This is a genomic window from Nocardioidaceae bacterium, from assembly GCA_018672315.1.
In the GTDB taxonomy this organism is placed as follows: domain Bacteria; phylum Actinomycetota; class Actinomycetes; order Propionibacteriales; family Nocardioidaceae; genus TYQ2.
Genome location: CP076053.1, coordinates 1,849,325 through 1,866,752 on the forward strand (window position 1 = coordinate 1,849,325; position 17,428 = coordinate 1,866,752).

General features: G+C 73.3%; 21 protein-coding genes. 12 read left to right on the plus strand and 9 right to left on the minus strand.

Annotated features, from left to right (window positions below):
* Positions 1–8: 8 nt before the first annotated feature.
* A complete protein-coding gene (locus tag KLP28_08795) occupies positions 9–386 on the plus strand; it encodes a nuclear transport factor 2 family protein (protein QWC83744.1) in 378 nt (125 codons plus the stop codon).
* On the opposite strand, the gene KLP28_08800 is transcribed toward KLP28_08795, so the two are convergent.
* Positions 367–1,152: a thioesterase family protein gene (locus tag KLP28_08800; GenBank protein QWC83745.1), complete on the minus strand. Its 786-nt coding sequence runs from the start codon at positions 1,150–1,152 to the stop codon at positions 367–369. The two genes, KLP28_08795 and KLP28_08800, sit on opposite strands and share 20 nt — an antisense overlap.
* A gap of 146 nt (positions 1,153–1,298) precedes the next feature.
* On the opposite strand from KLP28_08800, the gene KLP28_08805 reads away from it, so the two are divergent.
* Positions 1,299–2,465, plus strand: coding sequence for an FAD-binding oxidoreductase (locus KLP28_08805; GenBank protein QWC83746.1), 1,167 nt, complete (start codon positions 1,299–1,301; stop codon positions 2,463–2,465).
* A 23-nt stretch (positions 2,466–2,488) separates the two neighbouring features.
* Here the strand turns inward: KLP28_08805 and KLP28_08810 are convergent, their stop codons facing one another.
* The 4 genes from KLP28_08810 to KLP28_08825 all read right to left on the minus strand — a co-directional run bounded on the left by KLP28_08810 (position 2,489) and on the right by KLP28_08825 (position 5,980).
* Positions 2,489–2,848: a universal stress protein gene (locus KLP28_08810; GenBank protein QWC83747.1), complete on the minus strand. Its 360-nt coding sequence runs from the start codon at positions 2,846–2,848 to the stop codon at positions 2,489–2,491.
* 74 nt (positions 2,849–2,922) lie between these two features.
* Positions 2,923–4,431 carry a tripartite tricarboxylate transporter permease gene (locus tag KLP28_08815; protein ID QWC83748.1) on the minus strand — a complete coding sequence of 503 codons (1,509 nt, stop codon included), beginning with the start codon at positions 4,429–4,431 and terminating at the stop codon, positions 2,923–2,925.
* On the minus strand, positions 4,431–4,964 hold the full coding sequence (locus KLP28_08820) for a tripartite tricarboxylate transporter TctB family protein (GenBank protein QWC83749.1): 534 nt from the start codon (positions 4,962–4,964) through the stop codon (positions 4,431–4,433). The genes KLP28_08815 and KLP28_08820 overlap by 1 nt, the downstream gene beginning before the upstream one ends.
* On the minus strand, positions 4,961–5,980 hold the full coding sequence (locus KLP28_08825) for a tripartite tricarboxylate transporter substrate binding protein (protein ID QWC83750.1): 1,020 nt from the start codon (positions 5,978–5,980) through the stop codon (positions 4,961–4,963). Before KLP28_08825 ends, KLP28_08820 begins: the two co-directional genes overlap by 4 nt.
* Positions 5,981–6,150: 170 nt before the next feature.
* Here KLP28_08825 and KLP28_08830 point away from each other — a divergent pair, with 170 nt between their 5' ends.
* The 3 genes from KLP28_08830 (at position 6,151) to KLP28_08840 (ending at position 8,998) form a co-directional block, all read left to right on the plus strand.
* Positions 6,151–7,779, plus strand: coding sequence for a sensor histidine kinase (locus KLP28_08830; GenBank protein ID QWC83751.1), 1,629 nt, complete (start codon positions 6,151–6,153; stop codon positions 7,777–7,779).
* Complete coding sequence (locus tag KLP28_08835) at positions 7,776–8,480, plus strand: response regulator (protein ID QWC83752.1); 705 nt, start codon at positions 7,776–7,778, stop codon at positions 8,478–8,480. The genes KLP28_08830 and KLP28_08835 overlap by 4 nt, the downstream gene beginning before the upstream one ends.
* Positions 8,481–8,581: 101 nt before the next feature.
* The gene (locus KLP28_08840) at positions 8,582–8,998 is read left to right on the plus strand and encodes a hypothetical protein (protein ID QWC83753.1); all 417 of its coding nucleotides are present in this window, start codon (positions 8,582–8,584) and stop codon (positions 8,996–8,998) included.
* A gap of 22 nt (positions 8,999–9,020) precedes the next feature.
* On the opposite strand, the gene KLP28_08845 is transcribed toward KLP28_08840, so the two are convergent.
* Complete coding sequence (locus KLP28_08845) at positions 9,021–9,446, minus strand: hypothetical protein (protein ID QWC83754.1); 426 nt, start codon at positions 9,444–9,446, stop codon at positions 9,021–9,023.
* 25 nt (positions 9,447–9,471) lie between these two features.
* The gene (locus tag KLP28_08850) at positions 9,472–11,289 is read right to left on the minus strand and encodes an acyl-CoA dehydrogenase (GenBank protein QWC83755.1); all 1,818 of its coding nucleotides are present in this window, start codon (positions 11,287–11,289) and stop codon (positions 9,472–9,474) included.
* 104 nt (positions 11,290–11,393) lie between these two features.
* Between KLP28_08850 and KLP28_08855 the strand changes: the two genes are divergently transcribed.
* Genes KLP28_08855 through KLP28_08865 form a run of 3 tightly spaced genes read left to right on the plus strand, consistent with a single transcriptional unit; the run spans position 11,394 to position 13,512 of the window.
* Positions 11,394–12,167 carry a hypothetical protein gene (locus KLP28_08855; GenBank protein ID QWC83756.1) on the plus strand — a complete coding sequence of 258 codons (774 nt, stop codon included), beginning with the start codon at positions 11,394–11,396 and terminating at the stop codon, positions 12,165–12,167.
* Between the two features lie 50 nt (positions 12,168–12,217).
* Positions 12,218–13,264, plus strand: coding sequence for a DUF2235 domain-containing protein (locus tag KLP28_08860; protein QWC83757.1), 1,047 nt, complete (start codon positions 12,218–12,220; stop codon positions 13,262–13,264).
* A gap of 8 nt (positions 13,265–13,272) precedes the next feature.
* Positions 13,273–13,512, plus strand: coding sequence for a hypothetical protein (locus KLP28_08865; protein QWC83758.1), 240 nt, complete (start codon positions 13,273–13,275; stop codon positions 13,510–13,512).
* On the opposite strand, the gene KLP28_08870 is transcribed toward KLP28_08865, so the two are convergent.
* Both KLP28_08870 and KLP28_08875 read right to left on the minus strand, forming a co-directional pair.
* Positions 13,497–14,093, minus strand: coding sequence for a DUF421 domain-containing protein (locus tag KLP28_08870; protein ID QWC83759.1), 597 nt, complete (start codon positions 14,091–14,093; stop codon positions 13,497–13,499). The two genes, KLP28_08865 and KLP28_08870, sit on opposite strands and share 16 nt — an antisense overlap.
* A 36-nt stretch (positions 14,094–14,129) precedes the next feature.
* Positions 14,130–14,615, minus strand: coding sequence for a GNAT family N-acetyltransferase (locus KLP28_08875; protein QWC83760.1), 486 nt, complete (start codon positions 14,613–14,615; stop codon positions 14,130–14,132).
* A 131-nt stretch (positions 14,616–14,746) separates the two neighbouring features.
* On the opposite strand from KLP28_08875, the gene KLP28_08880 reads away from it, so the two are divergent.
* The 4 genes from KLP28_08880 to KLP28_08895 all read left to right on the plus strand — a co-directional run bounded on the left by KLP28_08880 (position 14,747) and on the right by KLP28_08895 (position 17,424).
* Positions 14,747–15,772, plus strand: coding sequence for an alcohol dehydrogenase catalytic domain-containing protein (locus KLP28_08880; GenBank protein ID QWC83761.1), 1,026 nt, complete (start codon positions 14,747–14,749; stop codon positions 15,770–15,772).
* 103 nt (positions 15,773–15,875) lie between these two features.
* Positions 15,876–16,319 carry an OsmC family protein gene (locus KLP28_08885; GenBank protein ID QWC83762.1) on the plus strand — a complete coding sequence of 148 codons (444 nt, stop codon included), beginning with the start codon at positions 15,876–15,878 and terminating at the stop codon, positions 16,317–16,319.
* Between the two features lie 134 nt (positions 16,320–16,453).
* The gene (locus KLP28_08890) at positions 16,454–16,792 is read left to right on the plus strand and encodes a hypothetical protein (protein ID QWC83763.1); all 339 of its coding nucleotides are present in this window, start codon (positions 16,454–16,456) and stop codon (positions 16,790–16,792) included.
* A 176-nt stretch (positions 16,793–16,968) separates the two neighbouring features.
* Positions 16,969–17,424: a hypothetical protein gene (locus KLP28_08895; GenBank protein ID QWC83764.1), complete on the plus strand. Its 456-nt coding sequence runs from the start codon at positions 16,969–16,971 to the stop codon at positions 17,422–17,424.
* Positions 17,425–17,428 lie beyond the last annotated feature (4 nt).

Here is a 17,428-nt window from a genome sequence, read left to right on the forward strand (position 1 = left end):
TGCCTGGCATGACACATGAGCCCGACACCCAGACCCGGACCCAGCTCGCCGCACTGCCCACGGCGATCCGCACCTTCGTCGCCGCACACACCGCCGGCGACACCGATACGGCGCTCGCGACCTTCGACCCCGGGGCCGTCGTGGTCGACCAGGGGGAGAGCTTCGCCGGCACCGACCGGGTGAGGGGCTTCCTCACCACGGCAGGCAGCGAGTTCAGCTACACCACGACGCTGCTCGGTGCCCGACCCGACGGTGAGGACCGGTGGGTGGTGACCCAGCGCCTGGAGGGTGACTTCCCCGGTGGGGTCGCGGTGTTGGACTACCGCTTCGCCGTGATCGGGGACCGGATCACCGAGCTGACGATCGTCAGCGCGGAGCGACCATGAGCGGCTGCAGGATCCGGGCCACGACGCCGCGGTCGTCCGACGCGGTCCCGGACGCCGTTCCCACCCCGTCCGGCCCGATCGTGCTGCAGGCGTCGAGCAGGACCCACTCCCCGGCCGGGGCGCGCTCCACGCTCACCATGAGCGTCGGCGGGATCGCCCACCACTCGGCGAGCGGGAGCGTCAGCGACAGGCCGTTGGTGGAGTCCGCGACGACCAACAGACGCTCGAGCGGCGAGGTCTCCGTGCCCTCGATCAGCGGGATCCGCAGGCGGGTCCACACCAGCGCCGGACCGGGCTCGTAGCCGCCCTCGACGAAGCGCCAGTCGATCGCACGGCCGTAACCCCAGGTCGGGCTGACGCCGTCGAAGAACCGCTCGGGCCCCTCCGGCCCGATGTCCGGGACCGCGGTGTCGGGTCTCCAGTGCTCGGCCGTCGCGCCCGGCGTCGACCTGATCAACCAGGCGCTCGCCGTGACGGCGGGTCGGTCGCCCGCCCACAGCGTCGCCTCGACCAGCTCGACCCGACGGCCGGGTCGCACCACGGAGGCTTCCACGCGGACGCGCCCCTGGGGGATCCCGCCGAGGAAGTTCGCCGTGAACCGTGCGACCTGCAGGTCGTCGCTGCTGCGCACCCCCTCGATGGCGTGGGCGAGCAGGGCCGAGGGCGGTCCGCCGTGCTGGAGGCTCTCGTCCCACGGGCTGGCGGTGGCCGGCGTCGACTCGAAGGTGTCGTCGCCGAGGGGGACGTAGAACGCGGAGGCACTCACGCCGCCCAACGTACGGCGGCCCCCGGCGGCGCCGCGCGCCGCGCGCCGCGCGCCGCGCGCCGCGCTTGACGGTGGAGGGCGTGGACCCGGAGCATCCGTCCACCGGGCCGCACGGCCCGGACCGTGCCCGGGAGCAGGAGGTCCACGTGAGCCCAGCCGAGCGGGGAGCGTGGCCGTCCCGGGCCGACGTGGTCGTCGTCGGCGGCGGCGTCATCGGGGTCAGCAGCGCCTTCCACCTGGCCCGGGCGGGCGTACGCGTCGTGCTGCTCGAGGCCGGCGCGCTGGGGTCCGGCTCGACGTGCAAGGCCGCTGGTGGCGTCCGCGCCCAGTTCTCCGACGCGGTGAACGTCGAGCTCGGGCGGCGCAGCCTGCGCACCTTCGAGACCTTCGGCGAGCAGTTCGGGCAGGAGATCGACCTGCACCAGGTCGGCTACCTGATGCTCCTCGACGACCCCGACGACGTGGTCGCCTTCGAGGCCGCCGCCGCGCTGCAGCGGTCGATGGGCATCGAGAGCCACGTCATCGACGTCGCCGAGGCGAGACGGCTCTCACCGCTCGTGGACACCGACGGGCTCCTCGCCGCCGCCTGGACGCCGCGGGACGGTCACTGCACGCCGGAGTCCGTGGTGCTGGGGTACGCCGGCGCCGCGCGCCGGGCCGGCGCCACGCTGCTGCGCGGCTGCCGTGCCACGGGGATCGAGCTGGACGGTGGCGACGTGGTCGGCGTGCGCACCGCGGTCGGCACGATCGCGACCGACACCGTGGTCTGCGCCGCCGGCGCCTGGTCGGGCCAGGTGGCCGCGCAGGTCGGCGTCGACCTGCCGGTCGAGCCCGTACGCCGTCAGATCCTCACCACCGACGACGTGCCGGGACTCGACCCGGCCACCCCGTTCACGATCGACTTCTCGACCAGCTTCTACTTCCACGGCGAGGGGAGGGGACTGCTGCTCGGGATGAGCGACCCCGAGGAGACCCCGGGCTTCCGCACGGGACGCTCCGACGCCTGGCTGCCCCGCCTCGCCGAGGTCATCGAGCGCCGGGCCCCGTCCCTCGCCGACGTGGGCATCGCCGGCGGGTGGGCCGGGCTCTACGAGGTCACGCCCGACCACAACGCGCTGATCGGCGAGGCGACCGAGGTCTCCCGGTTCCTCTACGCCACCGGCTTCTCCGGGCACGGCTTCCTGATGGGCCCCGCGGTCGGCGAGGTGGTGCGCGACCTGGTGCTCGGGCGTACGCCGTGCGTCGACGTCAGTGGGCTGTCGGCCGAGCGCTTCGCGGCCCAGGACGTGCGCCTCGAACGCGCCATCGTCTGAGGGGGCCGCGGAGCCGGGCCGGATCAGGGCTTCACGGCCAGCACCGGCATCGTGGCGTCCAGCAGGATCTGCTGCGCGAGCGACCCGAAGAGCAGCTTGCCGGTGGGGCTGCGGTGGCGTACGCCGATGACGATCACGGAGGCGTCGTGCCGGGTGGCGGCGTCGAGCAGGGCGCCGGCAGCGTCGGGCTGACGCGGGTCGCGCTGCTCCACGACGACCCGTACGCCGCTCTCCCGCACGAGGGACTCACCGGCCGCGCGGCCGGTCCCGTCGCCGAGGTCGAAGACGACGAGGTCCTCCTCACGGCGGCGGGCCTCCTCCGCGCCGGCGTGCAGCGCGGCGGTGCTCTCCCTGGTCGGGAGGTGGGCGACGAGGACGGTCATGGTGACTCCGATCGGTTCAGAGGAGTGGTGCAGAGGTGGGGCGGCCGGGGTGGGCCGGGTGGACCGGGGTGAGGTCAGACGTCGACGGACGCGCGGCTGCGGAGGCTCTGGGCGGCCTTGACCAGCACCAGCAGCAGGAGCACGGCGTACAGCACGAGCGGGATCGGCCCGCCCACGAAGACGCCGTAGTCGCCGTTGGAGCTCAGCAACGCCTCGCGCATGCTGGACTCGGCCAGCGGGCCGAGCACCATGCCGATGAGCGCGGGCGCCACCGGCACGTCGTAGCGCCGCATCACGAAGCCGAGCACCCCGAGCACGAGGAACGCGAACAGGTCGAAGGTCGACTGGGCGGTGGCATAGATGCCGAGGCCGCAGAAGACGACGATCCCGCCGTAGATGTACGGCGCCGGGATCAGCAGCAGCCGCGACCACAGGTGCGCGAACGGCAGGTTGATCACCAGTAGCACGACCATCGCGAGGAAGAAGCTGGCCAGCAGCGACCAGACCAGGTCGGCGGAGTTGTCGAAGAGCAGCGGGCCCGGCTGCAGGCCGTACTGCCGGAACGCGCCCAGCATGATCGCGGCGGTCGCGGAGACGGGCAGCCCGAGGGCGAGCAGCGCGGCCATCGCCATCCCCGTGGTCGCGTTGCCCGCCGCCTCCGGGGCGGCCAGGCCGCGCAGGGCGCCGGTGCCGAACTTCGGCGACCCGGACCGGCGGTCCAGGCGGCGCTCCACGTCGTACGCCATGAACGTGGGGACGTCGGCCCCGCCGACGGGGATGACACCGAAGGGCAGGCCGATCGCGGTGCCGCGGGCGATGGCCGGCGCTGCCTCCTTCACCTCGGCGAGCGAGAGGTGGGCCCGCTCGCCCTTGGTCCCGAGCTGGGGCGGGCGTGCCTCGCGCGCGAACCGGGTGGCGACCTTCAGCACCTCGCCGAGGGCCAGCAGCGCGACGGCGACCACGACGAGCGAGACGCCGTCGAAGAGCTGCGGGGAGCCGAAGGTGAACCGGTCCGCCCCGGAGAAGGCGTCGACGCCGACGGTGGCGAAGGACAGCCCCAGCACGAGGGAGGCAAGCCCCTTGACCACGGACTCCGCGACCACCGAGGAGATGGCGATGAACGCAAGGAGCGAGAGCGCGAAGTACTCAGCCGGCCCGAACGCGGTCGACCAGTCGGCCAGCGTCGGGGCGAGGAAGACCACCACGACCGAGGCGCTCATGCCTCCGACGAAGGCACCGATGGCGGCGACCGCGAGGGCCTGGGGTGCCCGTCCGGCCTTGGCCATCGCATGACCCTCGAAGGTCGAGGCGATCGCCGAGGCCTGCCCCGGGGTGTTCATCAGGATGCCCATGGTCGAGTCGCCGAAGAGGCCGCCGAAGTAGACGCCCGCGAAGAGGATGAAGGCCGCGGTCGGGTCGAGCGCGAAGGTCATCGGCAGCAGCAGCGCCACGGCCATCGACGAGCCCAGGCCCGGAAGGACGCCGACGGCGGTGCCGATGAGGCACCCGACGACGACCCACAGCAGGTTCATCGGGGTGAAGGCGCCGGCGAAACCGCCGAGCAGCAGGTCGAGCTGATCCATCACAGACCTCCCAGGATCCCGGACGGCAGGGGCAGGCCGAGGCCCGCTCCGAAGACGAGGTAGACCGCGCTGGACAGGACCAGGCCGAGCCCGAGGTCGTACGCGGGGCGGACACTGCGGAAGGCGCGGGTGACGCACCAGAAGAGCAGGGCGGCGCCGATGACCCAGCCGAGCAGGTCGAGCAGCGAGGCGAAGGCCGCGAAGCCGCCGGCGATCCAGGCGAAGGCGGTCCAGTCGCTGTACGTGCGGTGCTCACCGCGGTCGGCCGCGTCCGGTGCGCGCAGGTAGTGCACGACCAGCAGGGCGCTGAGCACGTAGCCGGCGACGGCGAGGATGGTCGGGAAGAAGCGTGGGCCGGGGAAGTCGGCGTCCTCGGGCACCTCCATCTGCACCAGGCCGACCACCAGCAGCGTGCTGACCAGCGCCACGATTGCCGGCACGATCAGCGCGCCGTGGCCGCGGGGGAGGGTGGCGCGCGGGTCCCGGGGGTCCCGGGCGTCGGCCCGGGTGCGCGGGGCGGCTACGTGCATCACAGTCCCAGCTCCTCGTACAGGTCGGCGACGCGCTGCTGCTCGTCGCGGGCGAAGCGGCGCAGCTCGGCGCCTTCGAGCCAGACAGTGCTCCACTGGTTGCGGCGCACCGCGTCCTTCCACTCAGGGGTCTCGACGATGTCGGCGTACACCGCACGGATCTCGCGCACCTGGGCATCGGTGACCCCCGGCGGGGCGTAGACCGCGCGCCAGTTCGACAGGGTCACGTCGTGGCCCTGCTCGCGCAGCGTCGGGATGTCGACACCGTCGAGCCGGTCCTCGGCCACCAGCCCGAGCGCCCTCAGTCGCCCCGACGCGATCTGGTCGTCGACGTCGGGGAAGCCCGACGTCGCGGCGGCGGCGGTCCCGGTCACCAGCGACTGGGCGACCTCGCCACCCCCGGACGCGGGGATGTAGTTGACCTCGGTGGGGTCCAGCCCCGCGGAGATCGCGAGCTCGGCCATCACGAGCTGGTCGAAGCTGCCCCCGCCGGTGAAGGGCACGGCACCGGGCTCGGCGGTCCATGCCTCGATGAGGTCCTCCAGGGTGCGGAGCGACGAGTCGGCGGGCACGACGACCACGTCGTACTCCTCGACCACCCGGACCACCGGGGTGACGTCGTCCATCGTGACCCCGGTGTCGAGCTGCTCGACCCCGGCCACCAGGCCCGTGCCGCCGACCATGACGGTGCCGGCCTCGCCGGAGCGGCGCGCGAGGTTCGTGAGCCCGATCGTGCCGGCGGCGCCGGGCACGTTGAGCACCTGCACGTTGGTGCCGATGCCGTTCTCACGCATGGCGTTCTGGCTCTCACGCATGAAGGTGTCCCAGCCGCCGCCCGCGGACGCCGGTGCGATGAGTGTCGCCTTCGTCCGCAGGCCCGTCGAGACGCCGGCGCTCTGGGCCGAGGTGGCGACGGCTGCTGCGACGACGCCTGCGGCGACCACCGCGCCGGTGGCGCGGGCGAGGCGGACGCGGCCGCTGCGCGTGCCCGTGGCTCGCTCGCTGGTCGGATCGGTCATGGTCCCTCCCGGGTCCGTACGTCTGTGTCTGCGGCCACATGACGGCCGTCACATCGCGCTGAACGTACGAACGGGAGCGGTCCGGCGGGAACCTTGCGGTGGTACTGGTCGTAATGGAACTTGTGGTCACGCCCCACGAGGTGTCCTGTGAGGTCGGGCACAATGGACCGATGCCGCGCAGGGTCCCGCTCCGCACGCAGCTGCTGTGGCTGCAGGTCCTCATCGTGACCACGGCGGTCGTCCTGGTCGGGGTCGTCGCGACGATGCTGCAGGCCCAACAGATCCGCGACTCCTACGAGCAGCAGATGGCAGGCGTCGCCCGCAGCGTCGCGACGTTGCCCTCGGTGGTCGCGGCCTACGACGACGCCGACCCCGCGGCGACGATTCAGCCGATCGCGGAGCTGATCCGGCAGGCCTCCGGCGTCACCTACGTCGTGCTCACCGACGACCGCGGCATCCGCTACTCCCACCCCGAGCCGGACCGCATCGGCGAGCGCGTCTCCACCGACCCCTCCGCGGTGCTGGCCGGGGCCACGTTCGTCGGCACCGAGACCGGCACGCTGGGGGAGAGCTGGCGGGTGAAGCTGCCGGTCCGGGACGAGGACGGCGCGGTGATCGGCACCGCCTCGGTCGGCATCCTGGAGAGCGAGCTGCAGGCGGCGCTGCTGGAGGACCTGCCCTGGCTGGTGCTGTGGCTCGTCGGCGCAGCCCTGCTCGGGGTGCTCGGCGCGGCGTGGGTCTCCCGGCTGGTCTGGCGGCGCATCCACCGCCTCGAGCCCGAGCAGATCGCCGCGCTCCTCGAGGTCCGCGAGGCGATGCTGCACGGCATCGGCGAGGGGGTCCTCGCGGTCGACGAGCGGGACAGGGTCAGCATGGTCAACGACCAGGCGGCCGACCTGCTGGGTCTCACGTCCGACCCCGAGGGCCTGGTCGCGCGGCCTGCGGCCGAGGTGCTCGAGCCGAGCCTGCTGGCACTCCTGAACGCGGAGGCGGCCACCAGCGAGCGGATGCTCCTGGTGGGCGAGCGCGTGCTGCTGGGCCGGCGCACCGAGGCCCGGGTCGACGGGGAGCGTGTCGGCACCGTGCTCGTGCTGCGCGACCGCACCGAGCTGGAGCGCACGATGCGTGAGCTCGACGGCGCTCGCGACACCACGCAGGCCCTGCGGGCCCAGGCCCACGAGTTCTCCAACCGCATGCACGTCGTCTCCGGCCTCATCGAGATGGGGCGTACGGACGACGCGGTCGACTTCATCGCTCGCGCCGGGCACGGTGGCGCGGTGTCGGGAGGGATGCGGACGCCGGGCATCCTCGCCCCCGACGTCGCGGCCCTGCTGATGGCGAAGACCGCGAGCAGCGAGGAACGTGGCATCACCCTCGCGGTCGACCCGACCTCCTCCGTCGCCGGTCCCGACGGCGCCGGCGCCGATGGTGAGGCCGAGGACCTGATCACCGTGCTGGGCAACCTCATCGACAACGCCGTGGACGCCTCGCCGGTCGGCGGCACCGTCACGATCTCGCTCCAGCAGGACCACGGGGGCATCCGGCTCGTCGTGGAGGACGAGGGTTCCGGCGTACGCCCTCAGGACCGCGAGCGGATCTTCGAGACCGGCTGGAGCACCAAGGACGACCAGGGGACCCGGGGGATCGGCCTGGCGCTCGCGCGACGGGTCGCCCGCCGCCGCGCCGGCGACGTGACCCTCGGGACGGCAGCCTCCGGCGGGGCGCGCTTCGAGGCGCACCTGGGGACCACGCAGGTCGCCGTGACCGCCGGCGCACCGACACGGGACGAGCACCGGTGACGGCGCCGCGGGTGCTGGTGGTCGACGACGACGTCGCGGTCGCCGGTCTGCACGTCGCGATCGTCGAGGCGCACGGCGGCCTCCGGGTCGTGGGGGTCGCCCACGACGGCGCCACCGCCCTCCGGCTGACCGAGCAGACCTCACCCGACCTCGTGCTGCTGGACATCCACCTGCCCGACACGACAGGTCTCGAGGTCCTGCGGCGGCTGCGTGACCTCGACGGCTCCGTGGACGTCATCGCGATCACGGCCGCCCGCGAGCTCGACACCGTCCGCGCGGCCATGGCCGGAGGGGTCCTGCACTACCTCGTCAAGCCCTTCACGGCCGCTGAGCTGCGCAGCCGCCTGGACGACTACCTCCACCACCGCGCGGAGGTGCAGCGCACCGCGCGCTCGGAGGACGCGGAGCTGGACCAGGTCCAGGTCGACCGGCTCCTGGACGCGCGGCGTCGGCCCCGTGGGCCCAGGGTCGTCGAGGAGACGCTGCCCAAGGGACTCTCCCAGGTCACGATGCGCGCGGTGCGGGGCGCCCTGGAGTCCCACGACGGGTCGGCCTCGGCGCTCGAGATCGGTGAGCGGGTGGGCATCTCGCGTGTCAGTGCGCGCCGCTACCTCGAGCACCTGGTCGTCGAGCAGCTGGCCGAGGTCGCACCGCGCTACGGCGCCGGCCGCCCGGAGAACCGCTACCTCTGGAAGCACTGACCCCCGACGGGAATGACGGCCAGGTCCGACTGGTTCGACCGGTCGACCGACGCGCCGGCCACCCTCGGCTCGAGCGCAGGAGCGATCCCCCAGGAGACCCCATGAACACGACCGACATCCCGCTGCGCCTGGCCACCGGCGCTTTCATCCTCAACAGCGGCCTGAGCAAGCGCGGCCTGCCCGAGGAGGCCGCCGCGGGCATGCAGGGCATGGCCGCCAACGGCGTCCCCGCCGTGAAGAAGATGAGCCCCTCGACCTTCGGGCGCACCCTGAGCACCGGGGAGATCGCTCTCGGCGCGGCGCTGCTGGCCCCGGTGGTCCCCTCCACGGTCGCCGGTGCGGCGCTGGCCGCCTTCGGAGGCGGGCTGGTGCGGATGTACCTCAACACCCCCGGCATGACCGAGGAGGGCTCGAGGGTGAAGCCGAGCCAGGACGGCATCGGCATCGCCAAGGACATCTGGCTCGTCGGGGCCGGGCTCACCCTGGTGGCCTCGGGGCTGAAGGACCGACGGTCCTGATCCCGACCCCCGCCGGGTCGCCTCACTCCACAGCGAGGCCGAGCTCGTCGGCGCGGCCGAGGAAGTCGGCCACGTCGGCGACGCCGAGGACCGCTGCGGTGTGACGCAGGGGCCACACCAGACCGGTGGGGTCCAGGCAGGGCACCGAGGCGCGGAAGCGTACGCGGACCGCGGCGTCGCCGTTCGGGGTGAAGGCGACGCCGCGGTCACCGGTGAGGAACCGCGGCGGGCCGGCTGCCCGGGCGAAGGAGAAGTCGCCGGTCAGCGACACGCTCCGCAGGTTCTCCAGCTCCGAGTGCAGGCGCCAGGGACCGAAGCGCACGTGCAGCCCGTCCGGGTCCAGCCGCACGCCGCTGGTGCGGGCCGTGACGCCGAACGGGAGCGCAGCGACCCGGTAGCGGCGGGAGAAGGCGAACGCGTACTCCGAGGGGTACGACGAGGTGCTCACGCCGGAGGTCCTACCCGCCGCCGCGTCAGAGCACGTCCGGGTCCAGGTCGGTGAGCAGCGTGTCGGGGTCGATGAGGCGGGCCAGCATGACGTCGACCTTGGGCAGCTCGCGGGTGAGGAAGTACGCCGTCGCCGCCCGCTTGCCGTCGTAGAACGCACCGTCGCGGTCGGCCGCCGCGAGCCACTGCTCGAGCCACACCCACGCCACGACGACGTGGCCGGTCGCCTCCAGGAACGCCGTCGCCTCGGCCAGTGCGATCCGCGGGTCGGTCTGCGTCCCCACCCGCTCCACGGCGTCGGTGAGCGTGCCGACGGCGCGGAGGAGCGCGGCGGCGTACGCCTCTCCCTCGCCTCCGGCGGCCGAGGCCCGCTCGGCCGTGCGTGCGACACGTGCGCCCAGCGCCGCAAGGGCGGCGCCGCCGTCACCGAGCACCTTGCGCCCCAGCAGGTCGATGGCCTGGATGCCGTGGCTGCCCTCGTGGATCGGGTTGAGCCGGTTGTCCCGGTAGAACTGCTCGACCGGGTGGTCCCGGGTGTAGCCGGCGCCGCCCATCACCTGGATCGCGAGGTCGTTGGCGGCCAGGCACCACTGGCTGGGCCAGCTCTTCGCGACAGGGGTCAGCAACCCCAGGAGCTGCTCGGCCTCGGCCCGCTCCCGGTCGTCCGGCAGCGAGGCCGCGTCGTCGACCAGCCGCGAGCACAGCAGCACCAGCGCGAGGCCGCCCTCGGCGTACGCCTTCTGCGCCAGCAGCATCCGGCGTACGTCCGCGTGCTCGGTCAGCGTCACCTGCGGCTCGGTCGGGGCGGCGCCGACGTGGCGGCCCTGCAGGCGGTCACGTGCGTACGCCAGGGAGGTGAGGTAGCCCGTGTAGCCCAGCGACGCGGCGCCGAGCCCGACCCCGATGCGGGCCTCGTTCATCATCGCGAACATCACCGGCAGTCCGCGGTGCAGCTCGCCCACGAGGTGGCCCACGGCACCCGCGCGGCCACCCGGGGTGTGCGCGCCCTCGCCGAGGACCGGCGCGGTGTTGACGGTGCCGCGGAACCCCATCTTGTGGTTGATGCCCGCCAGCACCACGTCGTTGCGTTCGCCAGGTGCGCCGTCGGCGTCGACCACGAACTTCGGCACGGCGAAGAGCGAGATGCCCTTCGTGCCCGCGGGTGCGTCCGGGGTGCGCGCCAGCACGAGGTGCACGATGTTGTCGCTGAGCTCGTGGTCGCCGCCGGAGATCCACATCTTGCGCCCGAAGAGCCGGTACGTGCCGTCGTCGGCCGGCTCGGCGCGGGTGGTGATGTCGGCGAGGTTCGAGCCAGACTGGGGCTCCGACAACGCCATGGTGCCGAAGCACTCCCCGCGCGTCATCGCCGGCACGAACCGCTGCACCAGCTCCTCGTCGCCGAAGCGCGTCAGCAGGTTGGCTGCGGCGAGGGTCAGCAGGGCGTAGCCGGTCGTGCCGACGTTGGCGGCGTGGAACCACGCCATGCACGCCGAGTAGACCGACTGCGGCAGCCCGGCGCCGCCGACCCGCTCCGGCAAGGGTGCGGCGAGGAACCCGGCGTCGGTGAACGCCGCCAGCGCGGGCGCCACCTCGGGCACGAGGTGGACCCGCTCGCCGTCGAAGGTCGGCTCGGTGAGGTCCGCCGCCCGGTTGTGCGGCGCGAACTTCTCCGTCGCGAGCGTCCCGGCCAGGTCGAGCACCGCGTCGACGGTCTCGAGGTCGTGGTCGTCGTACGCGGACCGCTCCACCAGGCCGGCCGTGTCGAGCCACTCGTGCAGCAGGAAGTCGAGGTCGCGGCGCGACAGGATGGTGCTCGGGCGGCTGTCGTGACTCTGACCGGCCATGGGTGCTCCTCCGACGCAGGCGGTGCTGGGTGTGTGGGACCGGTGCCGGTGCGAAAGTCGACATCTCGCCGCGCACCGGCGACCCGCCACCTATCGTGGCAGGTGTGTCGACCGCCGCCGCCCCGCGTGATGCCGCGGTGAGCGCTGCCCCCGAGCCGGGCGCCGGCGACGCCTCGGAGCGCGCACGGGAGTGGCGTCGTCGCTTCGTCGCCGAGCTGCGTGCCCAGGGCATGCCGGGTGACCAGGTCTCCCGCGCGATCCGGCACGTCGAGCGGCGGTGTGCGGCGACCGGTCGGGCCGAGCCCGAGGAGTTCGGCGACCCGGTCCGGCACGCCCGCGGCGTCTTCGACCCCGGCCGTCGCTCGACCGGGTGGGCCTGGCTGGGAGGCGCCTTCGGGGCCGCCCTCGGCCTGGGTCTCACCCTCGTCGTCCGTGGCGTCCAGGCTCTCGTCGGGGGCGGCGAGGCCACTCTCGGGTTGGGCGAGACGCTCGGCGTGGTGCTGCTCGGCGGAGCCCTCCTCGGCGTCGGACCGGCCCTCTCGGTGATCACGCGTCCCGGTCCGCGGCACGAGCTGCGTCTGCTCGGCGGGGCCGTGGTGCTCGTCGCGGTGCTGCTCCTGCCGGCGCTGCTCGCGCGACTCCTCGAGGGCGGCATCCTGACCCTCGGCGGCGTCGTCGCCGTGGTCGTCGGGCTCGTGGTGGCAGGAGCCGCCGGCGTCGGCCTCGTCCGCGAGCTCGCCACCACCTACGACGCGGCCAGGCACCACGACCGCGAGGCGGTCCGCGAGGCCGGCATGGTCCCCGTGCCGCGCTGGCTCGTGCTGCTCACGATCGGTGCGCCGGTGCTGGCGCTGCTGGTCTACGCCGCCGGTCGCTGAGCGGCCCCGGACCTGTCGCGAGGCTCCCTGCGATCGCTAGTCTGCGGTCGATGAAGCGCATCCTCGTGGCCTGCGACGGCACCTGGAACACCGCGCGCCAGGCCGACCGCACCAACGTCGTCCGCACCCACGAGGCCGTGCTGCCGCGCGGCGAGGACGGCGCACCGCAGCTCGCCCACTACGTGGCGGGCGTGGGCACGAAGCCGTGGGAGCGGGTGCTCGGCGGGGTCTTCGGCTTCGGGCTCTCCGACAACGTGCGCGACGCCTACCGCTTCGTCGTCGAGCACTTCGAGCCCGGCGACGAGATCTTCCTGATCGGCTTCTCACGCGGCGCCTACACCGCGCGCAGCACCGCGGGGCTCATCCGCAAGGCCGGGGTGCTGCGTCGCGACCTGCCCGGTGATGGGCGCGGCGACCGGCGTGGTCTCGACGCGCGGGTGGCGGAGGCGTACGCGCTCTACCGCACCGGCCAGCACCCGGAGGACCCCGACGTCGTCGCCTTCCGCCGCACCCACAGCCACGAGACCCGCATCCGGTTCGTCGGTGTCTGGGACACCGTCGGGTCCCTCGGCATCCCGCTGAGCGGGGTGGGCCTGGCCGCCCTGGTCAACCGTCGCTGGCAGTTCCACGACACCGACCTGTCGAGTCGCATCGACACCGCCGTCCACGCCGTGGCGATCGACGAACGGCGCGGTCCGTTCACCCCGGCGATGTGGCGTACGGACGGCACCGCCCGGCAGGAGGTCGAGCAGGTCTGGTTCGCGGGCGTGCACTCCGACGTCGGGGGCGGGTACGCCGAGCGGGGACTGGCCGACCTGTCCTGGACGTGGCTCGCCGGTCGCGCGGCGGACTGCGGCCTCACCCTGGACCCCGACGTGCTGGCGGCCGCCCGTCCGGACCCCGACGGCGTGCTCCACGAGTCACGCACCGGCGTCTACCGGCTGCTGCGACCGGCGGTGCGGGAGCCGGGCGCCGCGGACCCGGACTCCGAGTCCGCCGCAACCAGCGCCCTGCGCCGCCGACCTCGCCGTCCCACGTACGCGGAGAACCTGACCGCCTACCGCCGCAGCGAGGCCTTCCGGCGTACGCGTGCTTGACTGGCGGCATGGAGCTGGAACGCACCGACGCAGGCGTCGTGATGCGCCTGTCCGAGGAGGAGGCGGCGTACGTCGCGACCGCCCTCGGCGGGGTCGTCGACCGCACGCCGGGCGAGACACTGGACGCGATCTTCTCGGAGCTGGTGGTCGCAGGCGTCCTCACCGCCGGCCGGTGGTACGTCGAGGAGAACCCCGACCACGACCCTGACGACGAGGACTCCGAGGGCCACCTCTACGTCGTGGAGTGACCCTCCAGGCGCGCGCGGATCCCGTTCGCGTCGCGCACCCCCGCCAGCGCGGAGGGGTGGATCGGCTCGCCGGTGCGCAGCACCGAGAACCTCCCGTTGACCTCGAGCACGACGAGTGCCACCTCGGCGTACGAGCGGATCCCCGCCTGCCTCAGCACGCTCCACAGCGCGACCTCGGTGACCCGGCGACGTCGCAGCTCCTCGTTCACCGGCCGCCCCGCCACGACGAGGGCGACGGCCTTGGCCCGGTCCTTGTCCGCGCGGCCCTCGGCGTGGGAGCGCCGCTCCTCGGCGTGCCGGCTCCTCAGGGTACGCAGCCGTCCCGAGACCGCCTCGAGGCTGAACAGCGTGGCGATGGCGACCAGCCCGGCTCCCAGTGAGGGCTCGGGACCGAGGAGCGACCTGCCGACGACGGCGCCGAGCACCGTGAAGAGGGCGAGCTCCAGGCTCGTGGGCACGGCCAGCAGACGTTGACCGGAGAGCGCCAGCACCCCGACGAAGACGAAGTAGAGCACGGTCGTGGAGACCACCACGGTCAGCGCCGTGGTGAGGTCGAAGCCGAAGGAGTAGCCGAGATCCACAGCCCCATCGTGCACCAGCCCCATCGAGCACCCGGGTCACAGGCGGCGGTGCATGACGAGCAGGTCCACCTCGCCCTCAGCGGGGTGCTCGAAGGCGCCCGGCACGCGGCCGACGACCTCGAAGCCGAGCGTGTGCCAGAGGCGTACGGCCGGCCGGTTCGTGGCCACGACCGCGTTGAACTGCATGGCCCGGAAGCCCAGGGCGCGGGCGGTGCGCAGGCACTCCTCGGCGAGGGCGCGCCCCGTCCCCTGACCGCGTGCGGCCGCGGAGACGACGAAGCCTGCGTTCGCGACGTGCGCGCCCGGACCGAAGCGGTTGGGTCCGAGGTGGTAGGTGCCCGCGAGCCCACGCCCCCGCGCGTCCTCGGCCACCCGGACGACGCGATGGTCCAGCCAGCCGCGCAAGGCGTGGTCGGGACCCGCGTCGGTCGGCTCGCAGTAGGTGTCGCCGGCCGCGTACGCCTCGACCAGCATCGCAGCCACGGCCCGGTGGTCCTCGGGCGCGACGTCACGGATGAGCACGAGCCGAGTGTGCCCTCGAGGGCCGGCCACGGTTCCGGCGGCCCGGGTCTGGAAAGAGTCTCCTCGGGCGGCCACCCCGTCGCCCGAGGAACGGACCAGGCCCCGCCGGTGGCGGGTCGGAGGAGACAGACATGGCAGACACAGCAGGGACGATGCGGGCAGTGCAGGTCTCGGAGAAGGGCGGCGGCTTCGAGGTCGTGGAGCGTGACGTGCCGCAGATCGGCCCGGGCGAGGCGCTGGTCAAGGTGGACGCGTGCGGCATCTGCCACTCCGACATGTTCGCGAAGGAGGGCGTCTACCCCGGCGTCGGCTACCCGGTCATCCCGGGTCACGAGGTCGCCGGGTCGGTGGCCGCGCTCGGTGAGGGCGTCACGGGATGGAGTGAGGGGCAGCGGGTCGGCGTCGGCTGGTACGGCGGCTCCTGCGGTCAGTGCGGCCCCTGCCGAGCCGGCAAGCTCATCAAGTGCCAGGACATGGGTGTCCCGGGCGTGACCTTCGACGGCGGGTACGCCGACTACGTCAAGGTCCGCGCGAACGCGCTCGCCGCCATCCCCGAGGAGCTGAGCGCGGCGGAGGCGGCGCCGCTGATGTGCGCGGGCGTGACGACGTACAACGCCCTGCGCAAGACCGGGGCGCGCCCCGGCGACCTCGTGGCGATCCTCGGCATCGGCGGGTTGGGTCACCTGGGTGTGCAGTACGCGAAGAAGATGGGGTTCCGCGTCGTGGCGATGAATCGCGGCACCGAGAAGGCCGACCTCGCGACCGACCTCGGCGCGCACCACTACATCGACACGAACGCCAGCGACCCCGCCGAGGAGCTCGGCAAGCTCGGCGGCGCGCGCGTGGTGCTCTCGACGATCACCAGCGGCGAGGCCGCCTCGGCCTGCCTCGGGGGGCTCGGCCCGGACGGCGAGCTGGTCGTCGCGGGCGCGGCCGAGGACCCGCTGAGCGTCCCTGCCTTCGCGCTCATCGGTGGCGAGGCGTCGGTGACCGGTCACGCCTCGGGCACCGCGGCCGACTCCGAGGACACGATGAACTTCTCGGCACTCACCGACGTGCGCGCCTCCATCGAGACCGCCCCGCTGGAGGAGGCGGCGGCAGCGTACGAGGCCATGATGGACGGCAGGGCCCGGTTCCGGATGGTCCTGACGACCTGATTCGCTGTCGTCCCACCCGGTTCGGTTGTCCGCAATGGAACCGGGTAGGGGACAGGTGACCCGAGGCGTCCAGCACAGGGGCGCCGCGCTGAGAGGAGCAAAGATGCCCGCACGCACTGCCCGCACCGCCTGGAACGGCGGACTGGAAGACGGTTCCGGTCAGGTCGAGCTCACGAGCTCCGGCGTCGGCACCTACGACGTGTCGTTCCCCAAGCGTGCCGCCGACGACGCCGGCGGCACCACGAGCCCCGAGGAGCTGATCGCGGCGTCGCACTCGGCGTGCTACGCCATGCAGCTCTCCGCCTTCATCGCCGAGGCCGGCGGCACGACCCAGTCCCTCGACGTGACAGCCGAGGTGTCTCTCGGCCCCGACAGGGACCAGGGCGGCTTCAAGCTCACCGGCATCACGCTCACGGTCCGGGGCGAGGTCGAGGGCCTCGACGCCGACGGTTTCGCCAAGGCCGCGCAGGACGCGAAGCAGGGTTGCCCGATCAGCAAGGCGCTCACCGGCGTCGACATCACGCTGGACGCAGCCCTGGAGTCCTGAGCGCCCCGGGCACGGAGTCGCCTCGCTCGCACCCCGATGTCCGGTTTCTGCCTCGGCACAGGCCTTTTGTCCTACAGTGGAGGGGATGATCGGCATGTCGCCGACGACCCGACGTGCACCAGGGGAGGCAGCTGATGGATCAGGAACGCGCGCCAGGCGATCGCGTACCCACGGCGCGGCTGGCTCAGGACGGTGCCGGCGACGAGGTGCCTCCGCCGCTGTCGGACCCTCTGCTGGTCGAGATCATGACCATGGCCGCACAGCTCCCGCGCGAGGCGCTGTCGGTGTGCCGGGATCTGCTCGGGGTGCTGGTGACCTGCGACCACGAGGAGCTCGCCGAGGTGCGGCAGATGCTGACAGCCGTCCGTCAGCTGCCCGGCACGCCCCCCGGCGCCAAGGCCGTCATGCGCGGTGGCGCCGACCTCGTCCGCGCCCTGGACCGGGCTCTCGTCGAGAGTGACCGCCGCAGCTGACCCGCCGTCGCGGCCCGGACCGCGGCCGGGCCGGACGACGGATCCGGCGCGGAAGTCTCGGCGAGTTCACGACATCCGTTCAGGCGTGAACGTCCGGCATGGGGCACCATCTCCCCAGCGGTGACGGGTGCGGGCTGCGATCGGAGCAGTCCCCGTCGACCGAAGAAGGAGTGCTCGTGTTCGACCTGGTCAACGGACTGCCCGTCCACGTGCTCGTGATCCACGCCGTGGTGGTGCTGGTGCCGCTCAGCGCGCTGGGCGCCGTCGCGATCGCCCTCAAGTCGTCGTGGCGGCGCACCTACGGCCCTCTGCTGACCGGCATCGCGCTGGTCGCGACCGTGCTGTGCCCCGTCGCCACCTCCAGCGGCGAGGCGCTCCAGGAGCGCGTGGGCGACCCCGGACAGCACGCCGAGCTCGGCGAGCTCCTCATCTGGTTCATGATCCCGCTGACGCTCCTGATCGCGGCCATGACCTGGTACGCCCGCCGCGACTCCGGCCGACTCTCGGGCGGTCTCGGCACGGCCGTCGCCGCGCTCACCGTGGTGCTCGCCGTCGCCACGATCGGGATGGTCGTGTGGATCGGCGACACCGGCGCGCAGGCCGCCTGGAGCGGCCGGATCCAGGCGGGATGACGCC

Bases quoted from the DNA above. Each gene is read 5' to 3' on its own strand.
- KLP28_08795 (QWC83744.1), top strand. From the start codon at position 9: ATGACACATGAGCCCGACACCCAGACCCGGACCCAGCTCGCCGCACTG.
- KLP28_08810 (QWC83747.1), bottom strand. From the start codon at position 2,848: ATGACCGTCCTCGTCGCCCACCTCCCGACCAGGGAGAGCACCGCCGCG.
- KLP28_08815 (QWC83748.1), bottom strand. From the start codon at position 4,431: ATGGATCAGCTCGACCTGCTGCTCGGCGGTTTCGCCGGCGCCTTCACC.
- KLP28_08825 (QWC83750.1), bottom strand. From the start codon at position 5,980: ATGACCGATCCGACCAGCGAGCGAGCCACGGGCACGCGCAGCGGCCGC.
- KLP28_08830 (QWC83751.1), top strand. From the start codon at position 6,151: ATGCCGCGCAGGGTCCCGCTCCGCACGCAGCTGCTGTGGCTGCAGGTC.
- KLP28_08840 (QWC83753.1), top strand. From the start codon at position 8,582: ATGAACACGACCGACATCCCGCTGCGCCTGGCCACCGGCGCTTTCATC.
- KLP28_08850 (QWC83755.1), bottom strand. From the start codon at position 11,289: ATGGCCGGTCAGAGTCACGACAGCCGCCCGAGCACCATCCTGTCGCGC.
- KLP28_08860 (QWC83757.1), top strand. From the start codon at position 12,218: ATGAAGCGCATCCTCGTGGCCTGCGACGGCACCTGGAACACCGCGCGC.
- KLP28_08865 (QWC83758.1), top strand. From the start codon at position 13,273: ATGGAGCTGGAACGCACCGACGCAGGCGTCGTGATGCGCCTGTCCGAG.
- KLP28_08880 (QWC83761.1), top strand. From the start codon at position 14,747: ATGGCAGACACAGCAGGGACGATGCGGGCAGTGCAGGTCTCGGAGAAG.
- KLP28_08885 (QWC83762.1), top strand. From the start codon at position 15,876: ATGCCCGCACGCACTGCCCGCACCGCCTGGAACGGCGGACTGGAAGAC.
- KLP28_08890 (QWC83763.1), top strand. From the start codon at position 16,454: ATGGATCAGGAACGCGCGCCAGGCGATCGCGTACCCACGGCGCGGCTG.